At 57.8% G+C, this 18,761-nt stretch carries 15 protein-coding genes and 3 pseudogenes; 9 read left to right on the top strand and 9 right to left on the bottom strand.

Going from position 1 to position 18,761, the window contains the following annotated elements; genetic code table 11:
* The first annotated feature begins 66 nt into the window (after positions 1-66).
* Together WJM78_RS11725 and WJM78_RS11720 are read left to right on the top strand one after the other, a co-directional pair.
* Positions 67-423 carry a hypothetical protein gene (locus WJM78_RS11725; protein WP_331484940.1) on the top strand — a complete coding sequence of 119 codons (357 nt, stop codon included), beginning with the start codon at positions 67-69 and terminating at the stop codon, positions 421-423.
* A 197-nt stretch (positions 424-620) separates the two neighbouring features.
* A complete protein-coding gene (locus tag WJM78_RS11720; protein ID WP_339009381.1) occupies positions 621-1,136 on the top strand; it encodes a hypothetical protein in 516 nt (171 codons plus the stop codon).
* A gap of 73 nt (positions 1,137-1,209) precedes the next feature.
* Here the strand turns inward: WJM78_RS11720 and WJM78_RS11715 are convergent.
* The 4 genes and pseudogenes from WJM78_RS11715 to WJM78_RS11700 all read right to left on the bottom strand — a co-directional run.
* Positions 1,210-1,287: pseudogene (locus WJM78_RS11715) on the bottom strand (MmcQ/YjbR family DNA-binding protein); the annotation flags it as partial.
* A 92-nt stretch (positions 1,288-1,379) separates the two neighbouring features.
* A complete protein-coding gene (locus WJM78_RS11710) occupies positions 1,380-2,003 on the bottom strand; it encodes a TIR domain-containing protein (RefSeq protein WP_339009379.1) in 624 nt (207 codons plus the stop codon).
* Positions 2,004-2,012: 9 nt separating this feature from the next.
* Positions 2,013-2,717 (bottom strand): hypothetical protein, encoded by a 705-nt coding sequence (locus WJM78_RS11705; protein ID WP_339009378.1) that lies wholly within the window; start codon positions 2,715-2,717, stop codon positions 2,013-2,015.
* Between the two features lie 241 nt (positions 2,718-2,958).
* Positions 2,959-3,183, bottom strand: a pseudogene (locus tag WJM78_RS11700) (MmcQ/YjbR family DNA-binding protein); the annotation flags it as partial.
* A gap of 106 nt (positions 3,184-3,289) precedes the next feature.
* Here WJM78_RS11700 and WJM78_RS11695 point away from each other — a divergent pair.
* A complete protein-coding gene (locus tag WJM78_RS11695; protein ID WP_339009376.1) occupies positions 3,290-4,087 on the top strand; it encodes an alpha/beta hydrolase in 798 nt (265 codons plus the stop codon).
* Here WJM78_RS11695 and WJM78_RS11690 read toward each other — a convergent pair.
* The gene (locus WJM78_RS11690; protein WP_339009374.1) at positions 4,075-5,052 is read right to left on the bottom strand and encodes a LysR family transcriptional regulator; all 978 of its coding nucleotides are present in this window, start codon (positions 5,050-5,052) and stop codon (positions 4,075-4,077) included. The genes WJM78_RS11695 and WJM78_RS11690 overlap by 13 nt on opposite strands.
* Before the next feature lie 60 nt (positions 5,053-5,112).
* Here WJM78_RS11690 and WJM78_RS11685 point away from each other — a divergent pair, with 60 nt between their 5' ends.
* The 6 genes and pseudogenes from WJM78_RS11685 to WJM78_RS11660 form a co-directional block, all read left to right on the top strand.
* Positions 5,113-6,810: an L-lactate permease gene (locus WJM78_RS11685; RefSeq protein ID WP_275931214.1), complete on the top strand. Its 1,698-nt coding sequence runs from the start codon at positions 5,113-5,115 to the stop codon at positions 6,808-6,810.
* Positions 6,811-6,822: 12 nt separating this feature from the next.
* The gene (locus tag WJM78_RS11680; RefSeq protein WP_339015847.1) at positions 6,823-7,599 is read left to right on the top strand and encodes a (Fe-S)-binding protein; all 777 of its coding nucleotides are present in this window, start codon (positions 6,823-6,825) and stop codon (positions 7,597-7,599) included.
* Positions 7,592-9,028, top strand: coding sequence for a LutB/LldF family L-lactate oxidation iron-sulfur protein (locus WJM78_RS11675; RefSeq protein WP_339009372.1), 1,437 nt, complete (start codon positions 7,592-7,594; stop codon positions 9,026-9,028). Before WJM78_RS11680 ends, WJM78_RS11675 begins: the two co-directional genes overlap by 8 nt.
* A 1-nt stretch (position 9,029) precedes the next feature.
* On the top strand, positions 9,030-9,674 hold the full coding sequence (locus tag WJM78_RS11670) for a LutC/YkgG family protein (RefSeq protein ID WP_339009370.1): 645 nt from the start codon (positions 9,030-9,032) through the stop codon (positions 9,672-9,674).
* Positions 9,674-12,493, top strand: coding sequence for an FAD-binding and (Fe-S)-binding domain-containing protein (locus WJM78_RS11665; protein WP_339009368.1), 2,820 nt, complete (start codon positions 9,674-9,676; stop codon positions 12,491-12,493). Before WJM78_RS11670 ends, WJM78_RS11665 begins: the two co-directional genes overlap by 1 nt.
* 171 nt (positions 12,494-12,664) lie before the next feature.
* Positions 12,665-12,841: pseudogene (locus WJM78_RS11660) on the top strand (alpha/beta hydrolase); the annotation flags it as partial.
* A 493-nt stretch (positions 12,842-13,334) separates the two neighbouring features.
* Here the strand turns inward: WJM78_RS11660 and WJM78_RS11655 are convergent.
* The 4 genes from WJM78_RS11655 to WJM78_RS11640 all read right to left on the bottom strand — a co-directional run bounded on the left by WJM78_RS11655 (position 13,335) and on the right by WJM78_RS11640 (position 18,749).
* Positions 13,335-14,144 (bottom strand): DUF2971 domain-containing protein, encoded by an 810-nt coding sequence (locus tag WJM78_RS11655; RefSeq protein WP_339009366.1) that lies wholly within the window; start codon positions 14,142-14,144, stop codon positions 13,335-13,337.
* A 385-nt stretch (positions 14,145-14,529) separates the two neighbouring features.
* Positions 14,530-15,012, bottom strand: a complete 483-nt coding sequence (locus WJM78_RS11650) for an MgtC/SapB family protein (RefSeq protein ID WP_181364658.1) — start codon at positions 15,010-15,012, stop codon at positions 14,530-14,532.
* Between the two features lie 234 nt (positions 15,013-15,246).
* Entirely contained in the window at positions 15,247-16,311 is a 1,065-nt protein-coding gene (locus WJM78_RS11645; protein ID WP_339009363.1) for a lipocalin-like domain-containing protein, read from the bottom strand.
* Positions 16,308-18,749 (bottom strand): ABC transporter permease, encoded by a 2,442-nt coding sequence (locus tag WJM78_RS11640; protein ID WP_339009361.1) that lies wholly within the window; start codon positions 18,747-18,749, stop codon positions 16,308-16,310. The genes WJM78_RS11645 and WJM78_RS11640 overlap by 4 nt, the downstream gene beginning before the upstream one ends.
* Positions 18,750-18,761: the final 12 nt, after the last annotated feature.

Raw genomic sequence — 18,761 nt, 5'->3', positions numbered from 1 at the left:
AGTGATAGTATGCTGTTATCGCCAGCAAGAGCGATAACACCAACGTTAACTAACTGGGTTGTCATTATGAATATCGAGAAAACTAATTGCTATGTAGTTGTTCCTTCTCGCAACAAAGACAATGAAGAAATGAGCTTTGAACAAATAGTAAACACGGGTAAAGCTGTCGGTTTTCGTGGGAGCATTGAACGAATCAAGCGTCAGCGATTCATCATGATTGTCGATAAAGAAACTCGTAAGGCAAAGTTAGCCCAGATTCTGCAAGTTACACCGCATCATAGTCTGACGTCTAAGGTCGCTCGCGTTGATGTCAAGTTCGGTATCTGCAAAGACTTTCTATGGAGTGACTTGAAGAAAATTACGGACGTTGAAGTGGGTCGAAATAATACACGCTATGTCTGGCTGACAGGTTTTCATCGCTGATAAAAAAGGGGCTCTTGCGAAGCCCCTAGAAATACGTGTTATCATTGAACAACCAGTGATGGGTATATTAATAACAATAACGTAATCGATTATTGCACTTATTAATCGTATCCAAATAGACAATCAGATATCAACTTTAAGCCACCTTCGGGTGGCTTTTTCGTCTCTAAATACTGTCACAAGCAATAGGAGACAATATGATTACAAATGACAATCACCGTCACTCGGAAGCTGCAAGACTGCAAGTAATCAAGGGATGTAGCGGTGACACACTGAAAGACAAGCAAGCGATCCTAGACGTTCTGGCACAGTTTGGCGAGATCGTAGATAGTGAACTCGGACTAACATTTGTCGGAGATAACGCTAGTCACATTCTGAAATTTGGGAAGGGTGGGGCAGTTGAACTAATCGGGATGGAAGTTCAAGGCATCCACGTTATGCCGTGTCCGGTAATGAAACTGAAAGCGATGACGGATCATCAATGGGTAGAGTTAGCTAGTTTGCTGTTGATGATCGATCTACCGTTTGGCTATGTAGTTCATCAGACAAAGCAACCGCGCTTTACTGAGATCATGCTGGGTATGAATCTGGGTCGTACCGCTCGAATGTCTGTGAAGATGAACGACACACAGGATTGGGGTCTGATCAAAGATCGCTTGCCTGTATTCACTCGGGTTTTGCTACTGACTGCACAAGCCGACATCACAATCTAAGCCACCTTCGGGTGGCTTTTTTGTGCGCTAATTGTCGTGCTGAATTGACGCTGTGACTTGCTATGTACTAGTCTGGTTTGGGTTCGGTGTGGATCTCGCGCAGCAGCAACGCCAGCTCGGGATCGCATTTGAGGTTGATGGTAAGGGGCTCTTGGTTGCTCAGTGGCAACTGTTAAGCGATTGCAGAAGTGAGTTAATGGCATTAAAGAGAGGCAACTAAAATGTAGTTGCCTCATTTCGTAGTCATGCAATAACAGGGTTAAAGTTTTTTCTCTTCATTGGCTCACTTAAATCATACTCGCATTCACTTTTATCTTTGAATGTTAAGTCGATAAGCATTTCCAACCCACCCCAGTTGTTTTGAATAGTATCCCAATTCACTATGGATATCTTTGCACTTTTGTTATGTATGCTGTCAAGAATTCGCTTTGGAACATAGGGGAATCTTTCATCGAATTCTTTTCTTGTTTTCAAATTAGTCCATGAAGTAGTGCTGGGATGAATGGCTTTTTTTTCTTCCTCTCCATGTGATGCTCTAAAATATGTGCACCCAGTGCTTGGTAGATTGACTACCAACAATCCAGATTTTTTGTTAACCTTACCATCAATCATACTGGAGAATATTTCCCAGTCGATGTGTTTACGATATTTTGTTTCAGTCCCTACCAGCAAAATTGTGACTGTAGTATCTTTCAAATAGTCATCTCTTATTATACGTCTTATTTCCTGGTCTGTAAGGTCATCACTTATATCGCCAGAGTCTACGGAACCATCGATAAAAATAGGGCTCAACCGATTCATTTCAATCAAAAAATCTTTGTAATACTGATCGTTTTTATGATGATAACTGATAAAAACCTTATGCATTTTAGCCTCCTATTGTTCAGCAACTTGCTTCATTACATCTCGATATCTAAGTAGGTTTGAATTCACTCTTGTAAGGTCTGCACATAAGTCTTGATAATAAGGATATGATGCCTGAATTTCCTGCGGAGTTTTAGATTTATTATCTTCATTATCCAATGCCACTCTATACCAACGCCTATACTTTGCCTGCCATTCAGTTAAATGAGGGCGAATACCTTCATTCAATACCCCCATAGAGATGTTAATTATATTTTTTGTATCATCCCTATTGATTTTTCTTACGTCTATTTCTTTCATTAGTTCTCTTGTTATTGTAAAGAACTGATACCAAGAGTTATACACCTCTTCAATTACATCATGCTTTAAATCAAGAGGAATGCCAATCTTTCGAGTGCTTAATTCGACCCATATCTTATATGCGACTTGTTTATCTGTATAATTTGGTGTGAGTTTTATTTTGTTATTTCCAATGCCGATTTCAGCTTCAGATATTTCTATCTCTGATCTCTTAAAAAAAGCTCGCCCCCTTATAAACTGGACAAAATACACGATGATAGAAGTAACAACGATTATATAAAAAATGTTTTCTAAAATCGGTGCAATATGGAATGAAAAACCAAAATCTTTATTTATCGATATAGAAAACAACTCACCAGTTGGTGTTGACTGATTAGCAATCGTTGATATTGCCTGACTTGCAATCTCTGAGGGCATACTAGTGTCCATTATATAAGGAATGGTGCATTATACACTCAGTCTCAAAAGAGGCACTAGTTGTTTTGTTTACGTCAAAAGTCAATGATATCTAACGGCTCATGAGCCTTGAATCGAGCCTTTTGAACAAGCCATGGAAGAGTTCCATACCCATTCAGTCAAGATGCTTCAGTCTTTGTCGATAGATGAAGATCTATTTATATTGTATGTTTTAAATTATCGTGCTGAATTGACATTGTAACTTGTTCATGTGCCAGCCGGGTGTGACCTCGGGGTGGATCTCCCGCAGCAGCAGGGCGAGGTCGGGCTCGCATTTGAGGTTGATGGTGAGCGGCGCTGCTTGCCAATCCACCAGTGCGAACATCTTGCCGGCGATGCGGTAGACCAGGATCTCCGGGCCAAACGGCGTGTCTTCGGTGGCGCCCGGCAGGGTCAGCAGAAAGGCTCTCAAACTCGTCAACTCCATGCTCACGTTCCTCGCCAGTTGCCATGCAAACGTATTAGTCGGGTGAGAATATCTGTTAAGATGCGCGCCTACTATACCCCAATGCCGTCGATGAGGGAGTCGCAAGATGCTGTATCACAAGACGTTCGAGCTTGGCCCCGACAGGGATTGGGTGGTATTCGTGCACGGTGCCGGTGGCAGCTCCTCCATCTGGTTCAAGCAGCTGCGCGCCTATCGCGAGCACTTCAACGTGCTGCTGCTGGACTTGCGCGGCCACGGGCAGTCTCACCGGTTGCAGCAGGTGGTCAAGGGTCACTACAGCTTTCGAGCCGTGACTGAGGACATAGTACGCCTGCTCGATCATCTCAATATCCGCTGCGCCCACTTTGTCGGCATTTCGCTGGGCACCATCCTTATTCGCCATCTGGCGGAGCTCTGCCCGGAGCGGGTCAAGAGCATGGTGCTGGGCGGCGCCATACTGCGGCTTGATATTCGCTCTCGGGTATTGGTGCAGCTTGGCCGGGTCGGCCAGCATATCCTGCCCTACATGTGGCTCTACCGGCTGTTCGCCTTTATCATCATGCCGCGCCAGCATCATCAGGAGTCGCGCAACCTGTTCGTGCGTGAGGCGCGTAAATTGTGCCAGAAGGAGTTCAAACGCTGGTTCCGCCTCGCCACCGAGGTCAATCCGCTGATGCGTTACTTCAAGGAGCGCACCCTGCCGATCCCGACCCTCTATGTAATGGGGGAGGAGGATCACATGTTCCTGGCACCGGTGCGCGAGCAGGTGGCCCGCGATGCCAGCGCCTCGCTGGCGGTGATCGAACAGTGCGGCCATGTCTGCAATGTGGAGCAGCCGGAGCTGTTCAATCGCGCCACGCTGGACTTTATCGCCCGCCAGACCTCATCCACTCACCCGAAGTAATGGGCGATGTCGAGGTAGCGCTGGCGGATGTGCTCGATCAATAGCCTTATCTTGCGCGGCGGCTGACGGGTAAAGGGGTAGACGGCGTAGATGCCGAGCTTCTTGCCCACCTGATCGGGAAAAAGGTCCACCAGCTCGCCGTTCATCAGATCGTGATAGACCAGGCAGCGCGGCACATAGACGATGCCGCGCCCCCCCAGTGCAGCCTTGCGCAGGGCCCCGGCGTTGTCGGTGCAAAAGCTGCCCGACACCGACAAGAGATAGTTGCCGTTCTCCCCCCTGAAGGCCCACTCCGAGGCGCCCGTGCTCTGGTAGGCGTAGCGCAGGCAGTTGTGTGCCAGCAGATCGGAGGGCTCGCGCGGTGCTCCGAAGCGGCGCACGTAGCCGGGGGAGGCGCAGATCACCCACTGGGAATCGAGGATGTGACGGGCGATAAGACTCGAGTCATCCAGATAGCCGGTGCGAATGACCAGGTCAAACCCCTCTTCCACCAGATTGACGAAGCGATTCTCCAGCGACATCTCCACCGTGAGCCCAGGGTGCTGCTGGCAAAAGTCGGCCACCGCATCTGCCAGCAGCAGCTCCCCCGAAATGGTGGGCACTGACATGCGCACATGGCCGCTCACCTTTTCACCAAACCCCGCCACGGCGTCGAAAGCGTCCAGTGCGGCGGCCTTCACATTTTTGGCACCCTGATAAAGCGCCTTGCCCGCCTCGCTCAGGGTGAGGCTGCGGGTGGTGCGATAGAGCAGCTGCACCCCGAGATCGTCCTCCAGGCGCCCAATTCGTTTGCTAACCACTGAATTTGTAAGGGAATTTTGTTCGGCCACCTTGCTGAAGGAGCCGGCTTCCACCACCTGGGCGAAGAGAATGAGGTCGTCGCTACGGGCCATATTGATCAACTTTTGGAATGAATGTTGTTCATTATTTCCATATATCGCGAAAAGGGAAGAGAGTAAGGTCACGTCCGCTTAACAAAAAGACAACAAGGTGCACCTCTGCACCACTCGGACAAGGACGCAATGATGACAGACACCCTGCTGGCCCTGATGGCCTTCTCGCCGATCCTGGTGGCCGCCGTGCTGCTGGTCGGCCTCAACTGGCCCGCCAAACGCGCCATGCCCATCGCCTTTCTGTTGACCGTCTTGATCGCCCTGTGGGGCTGGCAGATGAGCCCGACCCGGGTGATCGCCTCTACCCTGCAGGGGTTGTTGATCACGCTGACCGTGCTCTGGATCGTGTTCGGCGCCATCCTGATGCTCAACACCCTCAAACACACAGGCGCCATCACGGCGATCCGCAGCGGCTTTACCAACATCTCGCCGGATAGGCGTATCCAGGCCATCATCATCGCCTGGTGCTTCGGCGCCTTTATCGAAGGGGCCTCGGGCTTTGGTACGCCGGCCGCTATCGCCGCTCCCCTGCTGGTGGCCATCGGCTTTCCGGCGCTCGCTGCCGTGCTGCTCGGCATGATGATCCAGTCCACGCCGGTATCATTCGGTGCTGTGGGCACCCCCATTCTGGTAGGGATCAACAAGGGGCTCGACAGCCAGACTATCGGCCAGACCCTGAGTGCCGGTGGCAGCAGCTGGGAGGTTTACCTGCAGCAGATCACCACCAACGTGGCCCTCATTCACGCCACCGTCGGCACCCTGATGCCGGTGCTGATGGTGATGATGCTGACCCGCTTCTTCGGCCGTCACCGCAGCTGGACCGAGGGGCTTGCCATATTGCCGTTCGCCCTCTTCGCCGGGCTGGCCTTCACCGTGCCCTATGCCCTGACCGGTATGCTGCTTGGTCCCGAGTTCCCGTCCCTCATCGGTGGTCTGGTGGGGTTGGCGCTGGTGGTAACGGCGGCGCGGGCCGGCTTTCTGGTGCCCAAAACCGGGTGGGATTTCGCCCCTGAAAATGAGTGGCCGACCGAGTGGCTGGGCTCCCTCAAGCTCGATCTGAAAGCGGCTGCCGCCCGCCCCATGTCGCTGCTGCTGGCCTGGATGCCCTATGTGGCGCTGGCACTCCTGCTGGTGGCAAGCCGGGTCAGCCCCGGGTTCAAGGCAAGCCTCTTGTCGGTGAGCCTCGCCTTCACAGACCTGCTGGGCGAGCCGGGAGTGAGCGCCTCCATTGAACCGCTTTATCTGCCCGGGGGCCTGCTGGTGCTCTGCGCCCTGCTGGCCACCCTGCTGCAATCGCGCTCCCTTGTCCCCTTTGGCCGGGCACTGGGGGAGTCCAGCCGTACCTTGATCGGGGCCGGCTTCGTGCTCATCTTCACCGTGCCCATGGTGCGCCTCTTCATCAACTCCGGTGTGAACGGGGCGGATCTCGCCAGCATGCCGGTGACCACGGCGAATTTTGCCGCAGGGTTGGTGGGGGAGTTCTTCCCGGCCCTGAGCGCCACCATAGGCGCGTTGGGGGCCTTTATCGCCGGCTCCAACACTGTGTCGAACATGATGTTCAGCCAGTTTCAGTTTGAAGTGGCCCAGACCCTCGGCGTATCGACCGCCGCCATGCTGGCGCTGCAGGCGGTGGGGGCGGCGGCTGGCAACATGATCGCCATTCACAACGTGGTGGCGGCGTCGGCCACCGTGGGGCTGCTCGGCCGTGAGGGGGCGACGTTGCGCAAGACAGCGCTACCCACGCTCTACTACCTGCTGGCCACCGGCCTGATCGGGCTGGCGCTCATGTACAGCTTCCACATCTCGGACGCACTGCTGCAATTGAAGTAAGGAGAGCAAGTGATGAAGGTAATGCGGGTCTATCCGGCCAAGCCGGCCGATGTCTATCTCTATGCCACCTGTCTGGTGGATCTGTTCGACCCGGTGGCGGGGCTCGATGCCATCGCCCTGCTCGAGCGGGAGGGAATAAGGGTGCACTTTGTCGAGAAACAGACCTGCTGCGGACAGCCGGCCTACACCTCCGGCCATGAAGAGGAGGCGCGCAAGGTGGCGCAAAGCCAGATGGCGCTCTTCCCCGAGCCCTGGCCGGTGGTGGTGCTCTCTGGCTCCTGCGGCGGCATGATGCACCATCACTATGGCCGTCTCTTTCCCGGCAACCCCGAGGTTGCGGCCTTCTGCGAGCGAGTGTTCGAACTCACCGAGTTTCTGGCCCAGATCTGCCGGGTGCGCTGGCACGGGGTGGGGGAGGCGAGCATCGTCATGCACACCTCCTGCTCGGCCAGGCGCGAGATGCAGGTGCACAGTCGAGCCCGCGCCCTGCTGGGCCAGCTTGAGGGCGTCACCCTGCATGAACAGGCCTACGAGAGCGAATGCTGCGGCTTTGGCGGTACCTTCTCGGTGCGCCACCCCCACATCAGCCAGGCCATGGTGGAGGACAAGACCCGCCACCTGCTGGCGACCGGTGCCGACACCCTGGTGAGCGCCGACTGGGGGTGCCTGCTCAATATCAAGGGATCCCTGGCCTTTCAGGGCAAGAGACTTCCCGCCATGCACCTGGCCAGTTTCCTGCTCGCCCACAGCGAGCCTGTGGCAGAAAAAAAGGAGGCCCACCATGAGTGAGCACGCCAAGTATTCGCCGCGCCGCTTCCATCCCCAGGCCGAGGCGGCCCTGGCCGACCCCGTGCTGCGCCAGAACTTTCGCGGCGCCATGGATTACCTGCGCGGCAAGCGTCGTGATGCCTTTGCCGACCCGGTCGAGGAGGCGGCGGTGCGCGATGCCGCCGAGCAAATTCGCCAGCGCTGCCTCTCGCGCCTGCCGGAGCTTTTGGAGCAACTCGAAGCCAGCTGCGAGCGCAACGGTATCCGGGTGCACTGGGCCCAGACGCCTGACGAAGCCAACGCCATCATCCTCGGCATCGCCCAGCAACACGGGGTGAGATCCATCGTCAAGGGCAAGTCCATGGTGAGCGAGGAGGTGGGGTTCAATCACGAGATGGCGCGCCACGGCATCCGCTGCCTCGAGAGCGACATGGGGGAGTTCATCGTCCAGCTCGACGGCGATACCCCGTCCCACATCATCATGCCCGCCATCCACAAGAACAAGCAGGAGGTGAGCGACACCTTCGCCCACAACCTCGAAGGCTTCACCCCCACCACGGACGTGGATGCACTGATCCAGACCGGGCGGCGGGCCCTTCGCGAGGAGTTTCGCCGCGCCGGCATGGGGCTGTCGGGGGTCAACTTCGCGGTGGCGGAGACCGGCAGCCTCTGTCTGGTGGAGAATGAGGGCAACGGGCGCATGTGCACCACTGTGCCAAACGTGCACGTGGCCATCACCGGTATCGAGAAGGTGGTGGAGTTCCTCTCCGACGTGCCTCCCCTTTACAGCGCCCTGACCCGTTCGGCCACCGGTCAGGCGATCTCCACCTACTTCAATGTCATCAGCGGCCCGCGCCGGGAAGGGGAGCTGGACGGCCCGGACGAGGTGCACCTGGTGCTGCTCGACAACGGCCGCAGCCAGGCCTATCGGGACGAGGAGCTGCGCAAGACCTTGCAGTGCATCCGCTGCGGCGCCTGCATGAACCACTGCCCGGTCTACACCCGCATCGGCGGCCATGCCTACGGCACCATCTACCCGGGCCCCATCGGCAAGATCATCTCCCCCCATCTGCTGGGGCTCGAAAGCACCAGCGATCTGGTGACGGCGTCGAGCCTGTGCGGCGCCTGCGGCGAAGTGTGCCCGGTGCGCATTCCCATTCCCGACATGCTGCAGCGCCTGCGCCGGGAGGCCAAGCACGAGGCGGCGCCGGGTCGCGAGCCGCTGGCAGGGCAGGGGGCTGCCGGCAGTCGTCTGGAATCCCTCGCCATGCAGGGTTTTGCTTTTGCCGCCACCCACCCACGGATCTATCACGCCGCGACCGGTGTCGCCGGTCGGCTGCGTGCTCTTGTGCCAACACACCTGGGTCCCTGGACCCAGTGCCGCGAGGCCCCCAAGCCCGCCCCCCGAAGCTTGCACGCCCTGCTGCGCCAGAAAAAAAAGGAGTCTTGATATGTCGAGCAAAGAGGCCATATTGCACCGCCTGCGCGGCGCGGCCACCCCCATTGCGCCTGCACCGCATGCCTGGCAGCCCTGGCACGGTGAGGATGATCAGACGCGGCGCGCACGTTTCCTTAGCGGGATCACCGCCGCCCACGCCGAGATCCTGACCGTACAGGCGGCGAACCTTGCCCGCGAACTGACCGCCTGGTTGGATGGGGAAGGGATCTCGCGGCTCGCCTGCGGCCAGGGGGGGCGCTGGCAAGATGAGGTGGCGGTGGCTTGCGCCGGGCGCTCGGTATTGACGCCCGCTGGCGAGTTCGCCAGCTGGAAGGATGCGCTGTTCGACACCCGTCAGGCCGGCATCACCCACTGTGCGGGCGCCATCGCCGATACCGGCACCCTGGTGTTAATACCTGATGGCGGCGAGCCGCGCACCCTCTCCCTGGTGCCCCCCTGCCATATCGCGTTGCTGGCGGCGTCTACCATTGCCGACAACCTGGCCGGGCTGGTGGCGGCGGGGGGCTGGCAACAGGCCATGCCCACCAATTTGCTGCTGGTTTCCGGCCCCTCCAAGACCGCCGACATCCAGCAGACCCTGGCCTACGGCGCCCACGGCCCGAGCCGTCTGTTGGTGGTGCTGGTGGAGGATTGTTGATGCGCTGGAACGAGTTTGACGCCGCCCTGCTTGCGCGTATTCCACCAGCGCGGCTGGTGAGCGACCCTGATCTGCGCCTCGCCCACGGTACGGACGCGAGCTTTTACCGGCTGGTGCCCGAGCGCATCGTGCGCCTCGACTCTTTGGATGAGGTGCGCTTCGTGCTGGCGCTGTGCCGCGAATTGAACCTGCCGTGCACCTTTCGCGCCGCTGGCACCAGCCTATCGGGCCAGGCCCTGAGCGATTCGGTGCTCATTACCCTGACCGACAGCTGGCGCGGCCACCGTATTCTGGACGGGGGGGCGCGCATCGCCCTGCAACCCGGGGTGATCGGCGCCGATGCCAACCGCTATCTGGCCCCCCTTGGGCGCAAGATAGGGCCGGATCCTGCGTCGATTAACGCCTGCAAGCTGGGGGGCATCGCCGCCAACAACGCCAGCGGCATGTGCTGCGGCACCGCCCACAACAGCTACCACACATTGTATGCCATGACCCTGTTGCTGGCCGATGGCACTGTATTGGATAGCGGCAACCCGCACAGCCGCGCCGCCTTTGCGCAGTCGCGTCCCGATCTGCTGGCGGGGCTCTCTTCGCTGCGCACCGATGTGCTGGCAAACACAGAACTCACCGCCAAAATTCGCCATAAATACCGGCTCAAGAACACCACGGGCTACGCCATCAATGCCCTCATTGACCATGCAGACCCGGTCGATATCCTCACCCACCTGATGATTGGCTCGGAGGGGACCCTCGGCTTTATCGCCGAAGTGGTGCTCGACACAGTGCCGGAACACCCCCACAAGGCCTCGGGCCTGCTGGTGTTCAGGGATGTCGAGCAGGCGTGTCTGGCCACCTCGCACCTCAAAAGCGCGCCTGTGGCGGCGGTGGAGCTGATGGATGGGCGTTCCCTGCGCTCGGTGGCGGGCAAGCCCGGTCTGCCGGACTTTATTGAACGGCTGGACCTGGCCGCCTGCGCCCTGTTGATCGAGGTGCATGGGGAGAGCAAGGAGGCGCTGGTCGATCGCTGCGAGCAGGTGATGGGCATGGCTGCCGAGTTCGTTCAGGTGGCCTCGGTGCCTTTTACCCGCGAGAGCACCGGGCTCTGGGCCATTCGCAAGGGGCTCTTCCCGGCAGTGGGGGCGGTGCGCACCACAGGCACCACCGTCATCATCGAGGATGTCGCTTTTCCCGTCGAGCGTCTGGCCGAGGGGGTGGCGGGGCTGCAAGCCCTGTTCGATGAGTTTGCGTATCATGAGGCCATCATCTTCGGCCACGCGCTGGAGGGGAACCTGCACTTCGTCTTTACCCAGGGGTTCGATGATCCGGCGCAAGTGGCGCGCTACGGCGCCTTTATGGATGCGGTGGCCGAACTGGTCGCGGTGCGTTTTGGCGGGTCGCTCAAAGCCGAGCACGGCACCGGCCGCAACATGGCCCCCTATGTGGAGCTGGAGTGGGGGCCGGAGGGGATGGCGCTGATGCGCCGCATCAAGGCACTGCTCGACCCCGATGGCCTGCTCAATCCCGGTGTCATCATCAACGACGACCCCAAAGCCCACCTTGCCCACCTCAAACCCATGCCGGCGAGCGATGCCATCGTGGATCCGTGCATCGAGTGTGGCTTTTGCGAGGCGGTCTGCCCCTCGCGCACCCTGTCGCTCTCGCCGCGCCAACGCATCGTGCTCTATCGGGAGTTGTCGCGCCGCGAACGCAGCGGTGAGCCCTCCCGCGAGCTGGTCCGGCTGTTTGACTATCAGGGCATTGACACCTGCGCTGCCACCGGGCTCTGTGCAGACCGCTGCCCGGTCGGCATCAACACCGGCAGCCTTATCAAGAAGCTGCGCCGCGAAAAGTACCAGCGCTTTGTGCCCATCGCCCGCTGGAGCGCCGATCACTTCGCTGGCGTCACCCGCACCGCCCGCAGCGCGCTGGGGCTCAAAGGCATTGCCGGCAAGCGGTTGGGAGAGAAAGCGCTGGCGGGGTTGGTGAACGGGGTGCGCCGCGCCAGCGGCCAGCGCCCCCCCGCCAGGCTGCCGACCCTGCCGGGGCCGAGCCGCTACCGGTGGCCGCAAGGGGAGCCGGGGGGCGCAAGCACGGGCATAGGCGATGGTCACGGCGCAACAAGCGAGCGTGCTGTGGTCTATCTGCCCTCCTGCGCCAGCCGGGTATTCGGCCAGCAAGCGGGTGCCCCGTCACTGCCACAGGTGGTGCAATCTTTGCTCAAGAAGGCGGGCTGCCGGGTCATAGTGCCGGCGAGAGTTGAGGGGCTCTGCTGCGGCATGCCCTATGACAGCAAGGGGATGGTCGAGGTGGCGCAGACCAAGCGCACCGAGCTGGCCGAGGCCCTGTGGCAGGCAAGCGAGCAGGGGCGCTGGCCCGTGCTGCTCGACACCAGCCCCTGCGTGCAGCGACTGCTTTCGGGGGCGCTCGGCAAGGGATTGCGGGTGTTTGAGCCCTCCGCCTTTGTGCTGGAACACCTGCTGCCTCATCTCGACCTTGCACCGATCGATGAGACAGTGATGCTTCATATCACCTGCAGCAGCCGGCGTATGGGGCTGGGGGAGAAGATGCTGGCGGTAGCCCGTGCCTGCGCCCGGGAAGTGATAGTGCCAGAGCATATCCAGTGCTGCGGCTTTGCCGGTGACAAGGGGTTGATGACCCCTGAGCTCAACGCCGCGGCGCTCGCCAGCCTGCCCGCCCAGGTGCCCACCGATTGCCGTCAGGGTTTTAGCAATAGCCGCACCTGCGAGATGGGGCTAAGCCAGCACGCCGGTATTCCCTATCACAGCATCCTCTATCTGGTGGATCAGGTAGCGAAATAGGAAAACAAAAACGGCAGGATAAAAAATCCTGCCGTTGGTGGAGACGCCAAACGCCTGGGGCGTTATCCCAAGGAGTTGCTGCGCGTCATAGTCAGAACCTGCATAGAGAAAACGGATTATCCCATCCCTGCTAAATTGTGTGCGTCAAGCCCTGCCGGTGAGCAGTTACCACGGGTGCTGGTGCAGCTGGGCCGACTCGGCCAGCACTTCCTACCCTATATGTGGCTCTACCGGCTGTTTGCCTTCATTATCATGCCGCGCCAGCGCCATCAGGAGTCGCGCAACCTGTTTGTGCGTGAGGCCCGCAAGCTGTGCCAGAAAGAGTTCACACGCTGGTTCCGCCTCGCCTAGGATTCCTTATCTAAACGTTCGAGATATGAAAAAGAGGCGTTCTCTTTAACCTCACTCCAAACTGAGTGGAAAGCAGCTTTACGTAGATTTTCTTGTATACCATCGCACCAACTTCCCCAGCGTGCTTTACCAATTCTTCCTTATTGCGCGGAGATAAATCTGTTGATTGCAAAGGTCTAAATAGTTGAAAATGATTTCTCTTATATCACCACTAACTAAACTGCAATTGTCAATTAAAAAATCAACTGGGATTTCTTTGGCTAGATCCCGATACTATTGATCAATAGTGTCTTCAAATGCTGTTGCTGCGATTCTACGTGAGAGATGAGTTTGATAAGCACTTATTCCAAGACTAATCGCTGCAATTACAGCGGCAACTGCTGTTGCACAGTCTGCGATATAATTTATTTGAAAGTCCATTTACTTAAAGCCTTTTAGGGGAATTAATAAAAATTAACATCTTGAGAGTTAACCGTTTTGCAATTTTGTATTACAAATCAGTATGATAATTAAATTTGAAAATTTCAATGCAACTAATTTTTTCAACTGCTTGCTTAAATTTTGTACCTGAAGGCATTTGATTAATTATGAATTGTTTAGCATTGGGCGTCATACGACAACCAAAAATGACTGATTCTACAAATTCAGGATTGTAAGGCATAATCATAAACTGTTTATCAGCAGGTATTCTCCCCATTGAGTTATTAGCTTGGAACCTATACTCAGACTCGTAATTCCATTCAATGAGTTTTGTTCTAAGAGATTGCCATATATGCATGCCTACTTCTTCACCATTTATTAAGTTTAAGCTGGAAAGAAATATATCAGTTATGTTTAGTTTTGGAATTTCATCTTGATATATCACTTTCTCTGCTGGCATAAACTTAGATTTGAATTCTATACAGAATCCCTTGTGAGAGTTCGCGTAGTGTGACCACATTAAATTACTAGTAGGGTTGCTGGACACGCAATAAAAAGCATAGCTATCTATTAACTCATTGAAATTATTTTCTAATTCCTGAATAAACTCAAGCCCAGTATAGGTAAACCCTCCATTATGAATGAGCTTTCTTATGAAATGTTTTTCATGTTTACTTACTCGCCCCATTATTTCTTTTAATTGTAATGGTGTAGGTTTTATTAACTCTATTTTAGAGTCAAAAAGATCATTAAAATTAGTCCTACTGGAAAAGATAGCTTTATTTTTTATCAAGGCATCAATGGCATAATCATCTTGAAAATTGTCATGACTATCAATAGGACGGTATTTGTAAAAAAACTCTGGATACTCGGTACTCACGATTATTCCTTTGGCCTGATTGAACGAGAGTGAACCATAGACACATCTGGTCTGTTTAGTGGCTACATGGGCCGGATGAGTAGGGTATCAAACGCTGACTGGTAGCCGTGAGTATAAAATCAGTTAACGCTCAGATTTTGCATGGTTTTTTGACGGGGCTCAGACTTGAGCCAAGGTGGCAGGGGGCGGAGTGGGGGAGGTTTGTTCGATCAACCAGCGGGATCGGCATCCTTGACTACTGGCACCAAGTTATATGGGTTGGTGGGCAATGCCAGTTTTATGCCCTGTTTATATGGGCGATGGGGTTCAGTTCATCAAGCAAACCGGCCACCTTGGTAGCCGGTTATCCCCTGATAGCTGTCGCCATTGGTATGGCGAGTGAGGATCACTCACGGCCCTCTTTTTTGAGAGCCAGCAGCCAAGGCACAATGGTCAGAATAAACAGCGCTATCAGGGTGGCGAGCACTGCGGTGGATTCTCGGCCCATGCCAGCGGCAATGCCGATGGCGGCGGTGACCCAGATACCGGCGGCGGTGGTCAGCCCCTTGGTTTCTGTTTGTCGGGTGCCCAGAATGATGGTGCCAGCCCCCAGAAATCCCACCCCGGCAGTCAGACCCTGCAATACCCGGGTCATATCGGCGGTTGATGCGCCAGCTTGCTGGGGGATCAGCACGAACAGGGCGGCGCCAATACTGACCAGCATATGGGTGCGGATCCCGGCACTTTTCCCTTTTTGTTCACGCTCGTAGCCTAATAGACCACCGAGCAGGCCAGCTACCAGCAGGCGCAATACAATCTGGGTCATCTGCTTGATATCTTGAATATCCGTGAACTCGGAGACGATGGTCTGCCATATCTCTTGCCACATAAATGCCATCCTTGTGCGTGCTGCATATGAGTTAAACGACTCAAACAGGTTAATGCTGTCGCCATGGGCGGTGTACGAAAATACGCCATGAGACCGCATCCGCAGGGTATCAAACGCTGACTTCCCTTGTTGAGTAAAAACCTGGCCAAGTTGTCGGATGTTAATGAGTTCTTGATAGCGCCCCGCTTTTGGAGCGGGCGTTAGTATGAGGGATGACCGGCGATGGCCGGAGGCTTAATAGCCGGTCATCTCCAGATACCCCAGCCCCTTGGCATCCCCCTCTACGGTGACAGCCCCCTCCCAGTAGTCAAAACGTCCTGTCATGGCCTGATTGGGTTGGCGAGCACGGATAGTGAGGTTCAAATCGGCGGCCTTGAGTTGCCACTCCACGGGGTAGGCTTGCCCCTTGGGGCCGCGCCAGGTCTTGCCCGGCGTCAGCGTGATATGGTCAGGGGAGAGTACCCGGCTGCTGCCATCTTGTTCGATCAAAATGCCGTAGCGGTTTTCTGGTTCAGTGCGCCCCGCCTTGGTGCGCAGGCGAAACAGCATCAGCTCGCGGCCATCGCGTAATTGCAGCGAGAACCAGTCCCAGCCCGACTGCCAGTCGGCCAATACCGAGCTGCTCCACTCGTGATCGAACCAGCCCTGACCGGTGACGGTGCGGGTCTCCCCATCCAGGGTCAAAGTGCCACTTAGCGTCAGGCGCGGGTAGGAGTAGTAAAACGAAGCGTTGCCCGGACTCTTCTCGCTGTAACCCTGCTTGCCCTGCAGCACCACGGGTTTGGCTGCGCTGACCTGGAGGGTGAGATCCCCCACCTTGCTCTGCACCCTGAGGGTGGCGGGAAAGAGCGATTCCCCCCGGGAGGTGAGTACCCACTCCTTGATCCAGTATTCACCGCCGCTGGCGCCTGCAAGCCCCGGGCCCTGGCGGCTGGTGCGCTCATCCTGTTGGTGGCTGCCTTTGCTGAGGTCCGTGATGGCAAACTGGGCCAGCCAGAGCTGGGGAGTGAGCCAGGGGTTGTCCGATTTGATCTCCTGCTCGATACCCTGGCGAAACAGGGTCCACTGCAGGCCATATTCGCGCCCCTGCTCGTCTTTGAGGTTGCCGGTGAGATACCACCACTCGGATCGGTAGTCGGGATGGGCGCCGTGGTCGGCGGGCAACTGGATAGGCTGGCCCGGCAGGGCCTTTTTGAAGTTATCGTTGCCGCCGCCGAGCAGGGTGCTCAGATCGCTGGCCGTGGCGGCCGTGCCATACAGGGCACAGGCGAGCAGCAGCCCAATCTTGATGTTGTTCATACTACTTTCCTCGCCGCAAACCAGGAGGCCAATGCACCACACACAGGCGCCAGCAACAGGGCCGTGATGGCATGCAGGGGGGCGGCCTCGAAGGCGAGGCGCCAGCCAAAGGCGCGGGGGTTGACCACCTCGATCAGCACCCACGCCAGCCCGTAACCCACCGGCAGCGCCAGCAGCGCCGTCAGCAGTCCCAATCCTGCCCCCTGCCACACCAGCAGGCGGCGACAGTGGCGGGGGCTCAAGCCCAGACTCTGCAAGGTCTGCAATTCACTGCGCCGGGCCAGCCCCAGCACCATGAAGGCCGAGCCGATACCGACGAAGGCGATGCCCAAAATCAGCAATTTAAGCAGCTCGGTCACCACAAAGGTCTGGTCGAACACCTTGAGGGCGGCTGTGTGGATGGATGGGGCTGAGAGCAGATTGAGTTGTTCGCCAAAACGGGCACGCAGTCGGTCGGCCAGCGGCTCAGGGTTGGCACTGAACAGGGCGAGGGATTGCACCGCCCCCTCTTCGAAGGCGTGCAGGAGTTGCCCCTTGTCACTGCCGTAATCCTGATAGACGCCGGTGACGGTAAGCTGCCTTGGCCCCTGTTCGGCGGTGATGCTGAGCGTCTGGCCCACCTTGACCCCGAGGCGCACCGTCAGGGGCTCGCTTGCCAGCACCTCGTCGGGGTTGGTTGGCCAGCGCCCGGCCAACAGGGGATAGGCGGCTTTAAGCTGTGGGATAAAGTCCATCTGCGCCCACTCGATGGGCTGCCCCTGCCAGCGGGCGGGATGCACCGATCGGCGCGATGCTTGCGCCACATCCGGTTCGGCCAGAATAGCGGTCAGGGTCGCCTCGCTCAGGACGCCCTTGTTGCCTGCCACCCCCTTGGGAGCCGTGACATAGAGATCGGCGGCCAGACGCTGGCCCAGCCAGATCTCCACGCTCGAGCGAAAGCTCGACACCATGACCCCTATGCCGATGGCCGCGGCGATGGCCAGTTGCAGCGCCATCACGGCGATGGCGGTGCGATCCAGATGGTATTGGGTCTCGGCCACCCCGAGTCGGGCGGTCAAAAGGTAGTGGCGATCCGGCGCCCCCATGGCGCGGCGCAGCCGTCCCAGCAGCCAGCGCAAGGCGTCGGGCAGCCAGAGCGCCATGGCCAGCAGCCAGCCTCCGGCCACGAAGAGGGCCCCCGGCAGGCCAGTTTGTGGTAGCCAGAGGCACAGTGCGCAGAGCAGCAGTATGGTGATGGCAAGCCCCCGCCGACGCCAGATATGTCGCAGCGGGCGGCTGTTGCCTTCGCGCAGTGCAAGGGGGGATTGGCGCAGCAGCTGCCACCAGCCGGGCAGGTTGGCGGCAAGCGTCCCCAGCAGGCCTATCACCAGCGCCTTGAGCAGGCCCAGAGGGGAGAGACGCAGCAGATCGATGGGATTGGGGCCATAAAGGTCGGCCAGCGCCTGGGTCAGTTGCCCCATCAGCGTCAGGGCTAACAGGCTACCAAGCACCAACCCGAGCAAGGTGCCCAGGGTGGCGAGGATCAGCAGCTCCAGCACCAGCCAGCGCAGCAGCCTGCTCGGCGGCAGCCCCAGAATGATGAGCTGGGCCAGCTGGGGGCGACGCACGCTCTGCACGAAGCGCTGGGCGTTGAACACCAGAAACAGTCCCACGGCCATGGCGAGCAGGGAAAGGGCGGTGAGGTTGAGCGCCAGGGCATCGCCGAGCTGGCTGGCATCGAGTGCCGGGCTGATAGGCTCGAGCCAGAGCGGCTGATGGGGGAGGTTAGCTTGCAGCAGGGCTTGCAGGGCGCGGGCCTCGGCGTCACTTAGCTTGAAGATGATGCGATCGAGCCGGCCTTCTTTGCCAAGCAGAGGCTGGGCGAGGCCGATGTCGGTCACCAGCAGCCGCTCCATGGGCACGGCGCCGGGTTCGAAGGTACCCGCCAGGGTCAGGGTTAGCGGGCGATCACCTTCGCCACCGCCGCCCAGCACAAAGGTGCGGGACTGGCCCGGCTGCCAGTCGAGCCGTTTGGCCTCCGGCGTCGCCAGCCAGACACTGTCGGCGCGGCTTAAGGAGAAGGCGGGCTCGCTGGATGGGCCCTCACCAAACAGCTGGCGCAGGGGGCCGGGGTTGAAGAGATCCATCCCCAGCAGCTGAAAACTGCGTCCCTGCTCGTCTTTGAGCCAGGCATGCAGCTGCGGCATGGCATTGAGGCTCGGCTGGCTGCGCACCAGTTGTACGTAACCTTGCTCATCCAGGCCACCGCTCGGGGCCAGCCGGTAGTTGGCATCCCCCGCCAGCTGGGTGCGGGCGGCGACGAAGTTGGTGCTGGCACTGTGGTTAAGCAGCTCGATGGCCACCACCAGCGAGACCCCCAGCATGAGCCCGGTCAGGCTCATCAACAGCAGCCAGGGATGCGCGCGATAAAGGCGCAGCAGCGCCTTCAATGGCAGCATGAGACAGCCTCG

Source organism: Aeromonas popoffii, assembly GCF_037818705.1.
GTDB classification, from domain to species: Bacteria; Pseudomonadota; Gammaproteobacteria; order Enterobacterales; family Aeromonadaceae; genus Aeromonas; species Aeromonas popoffii.
This window is presented reverse-complemented; position numbering and strand designations above follow the sequence as displayed.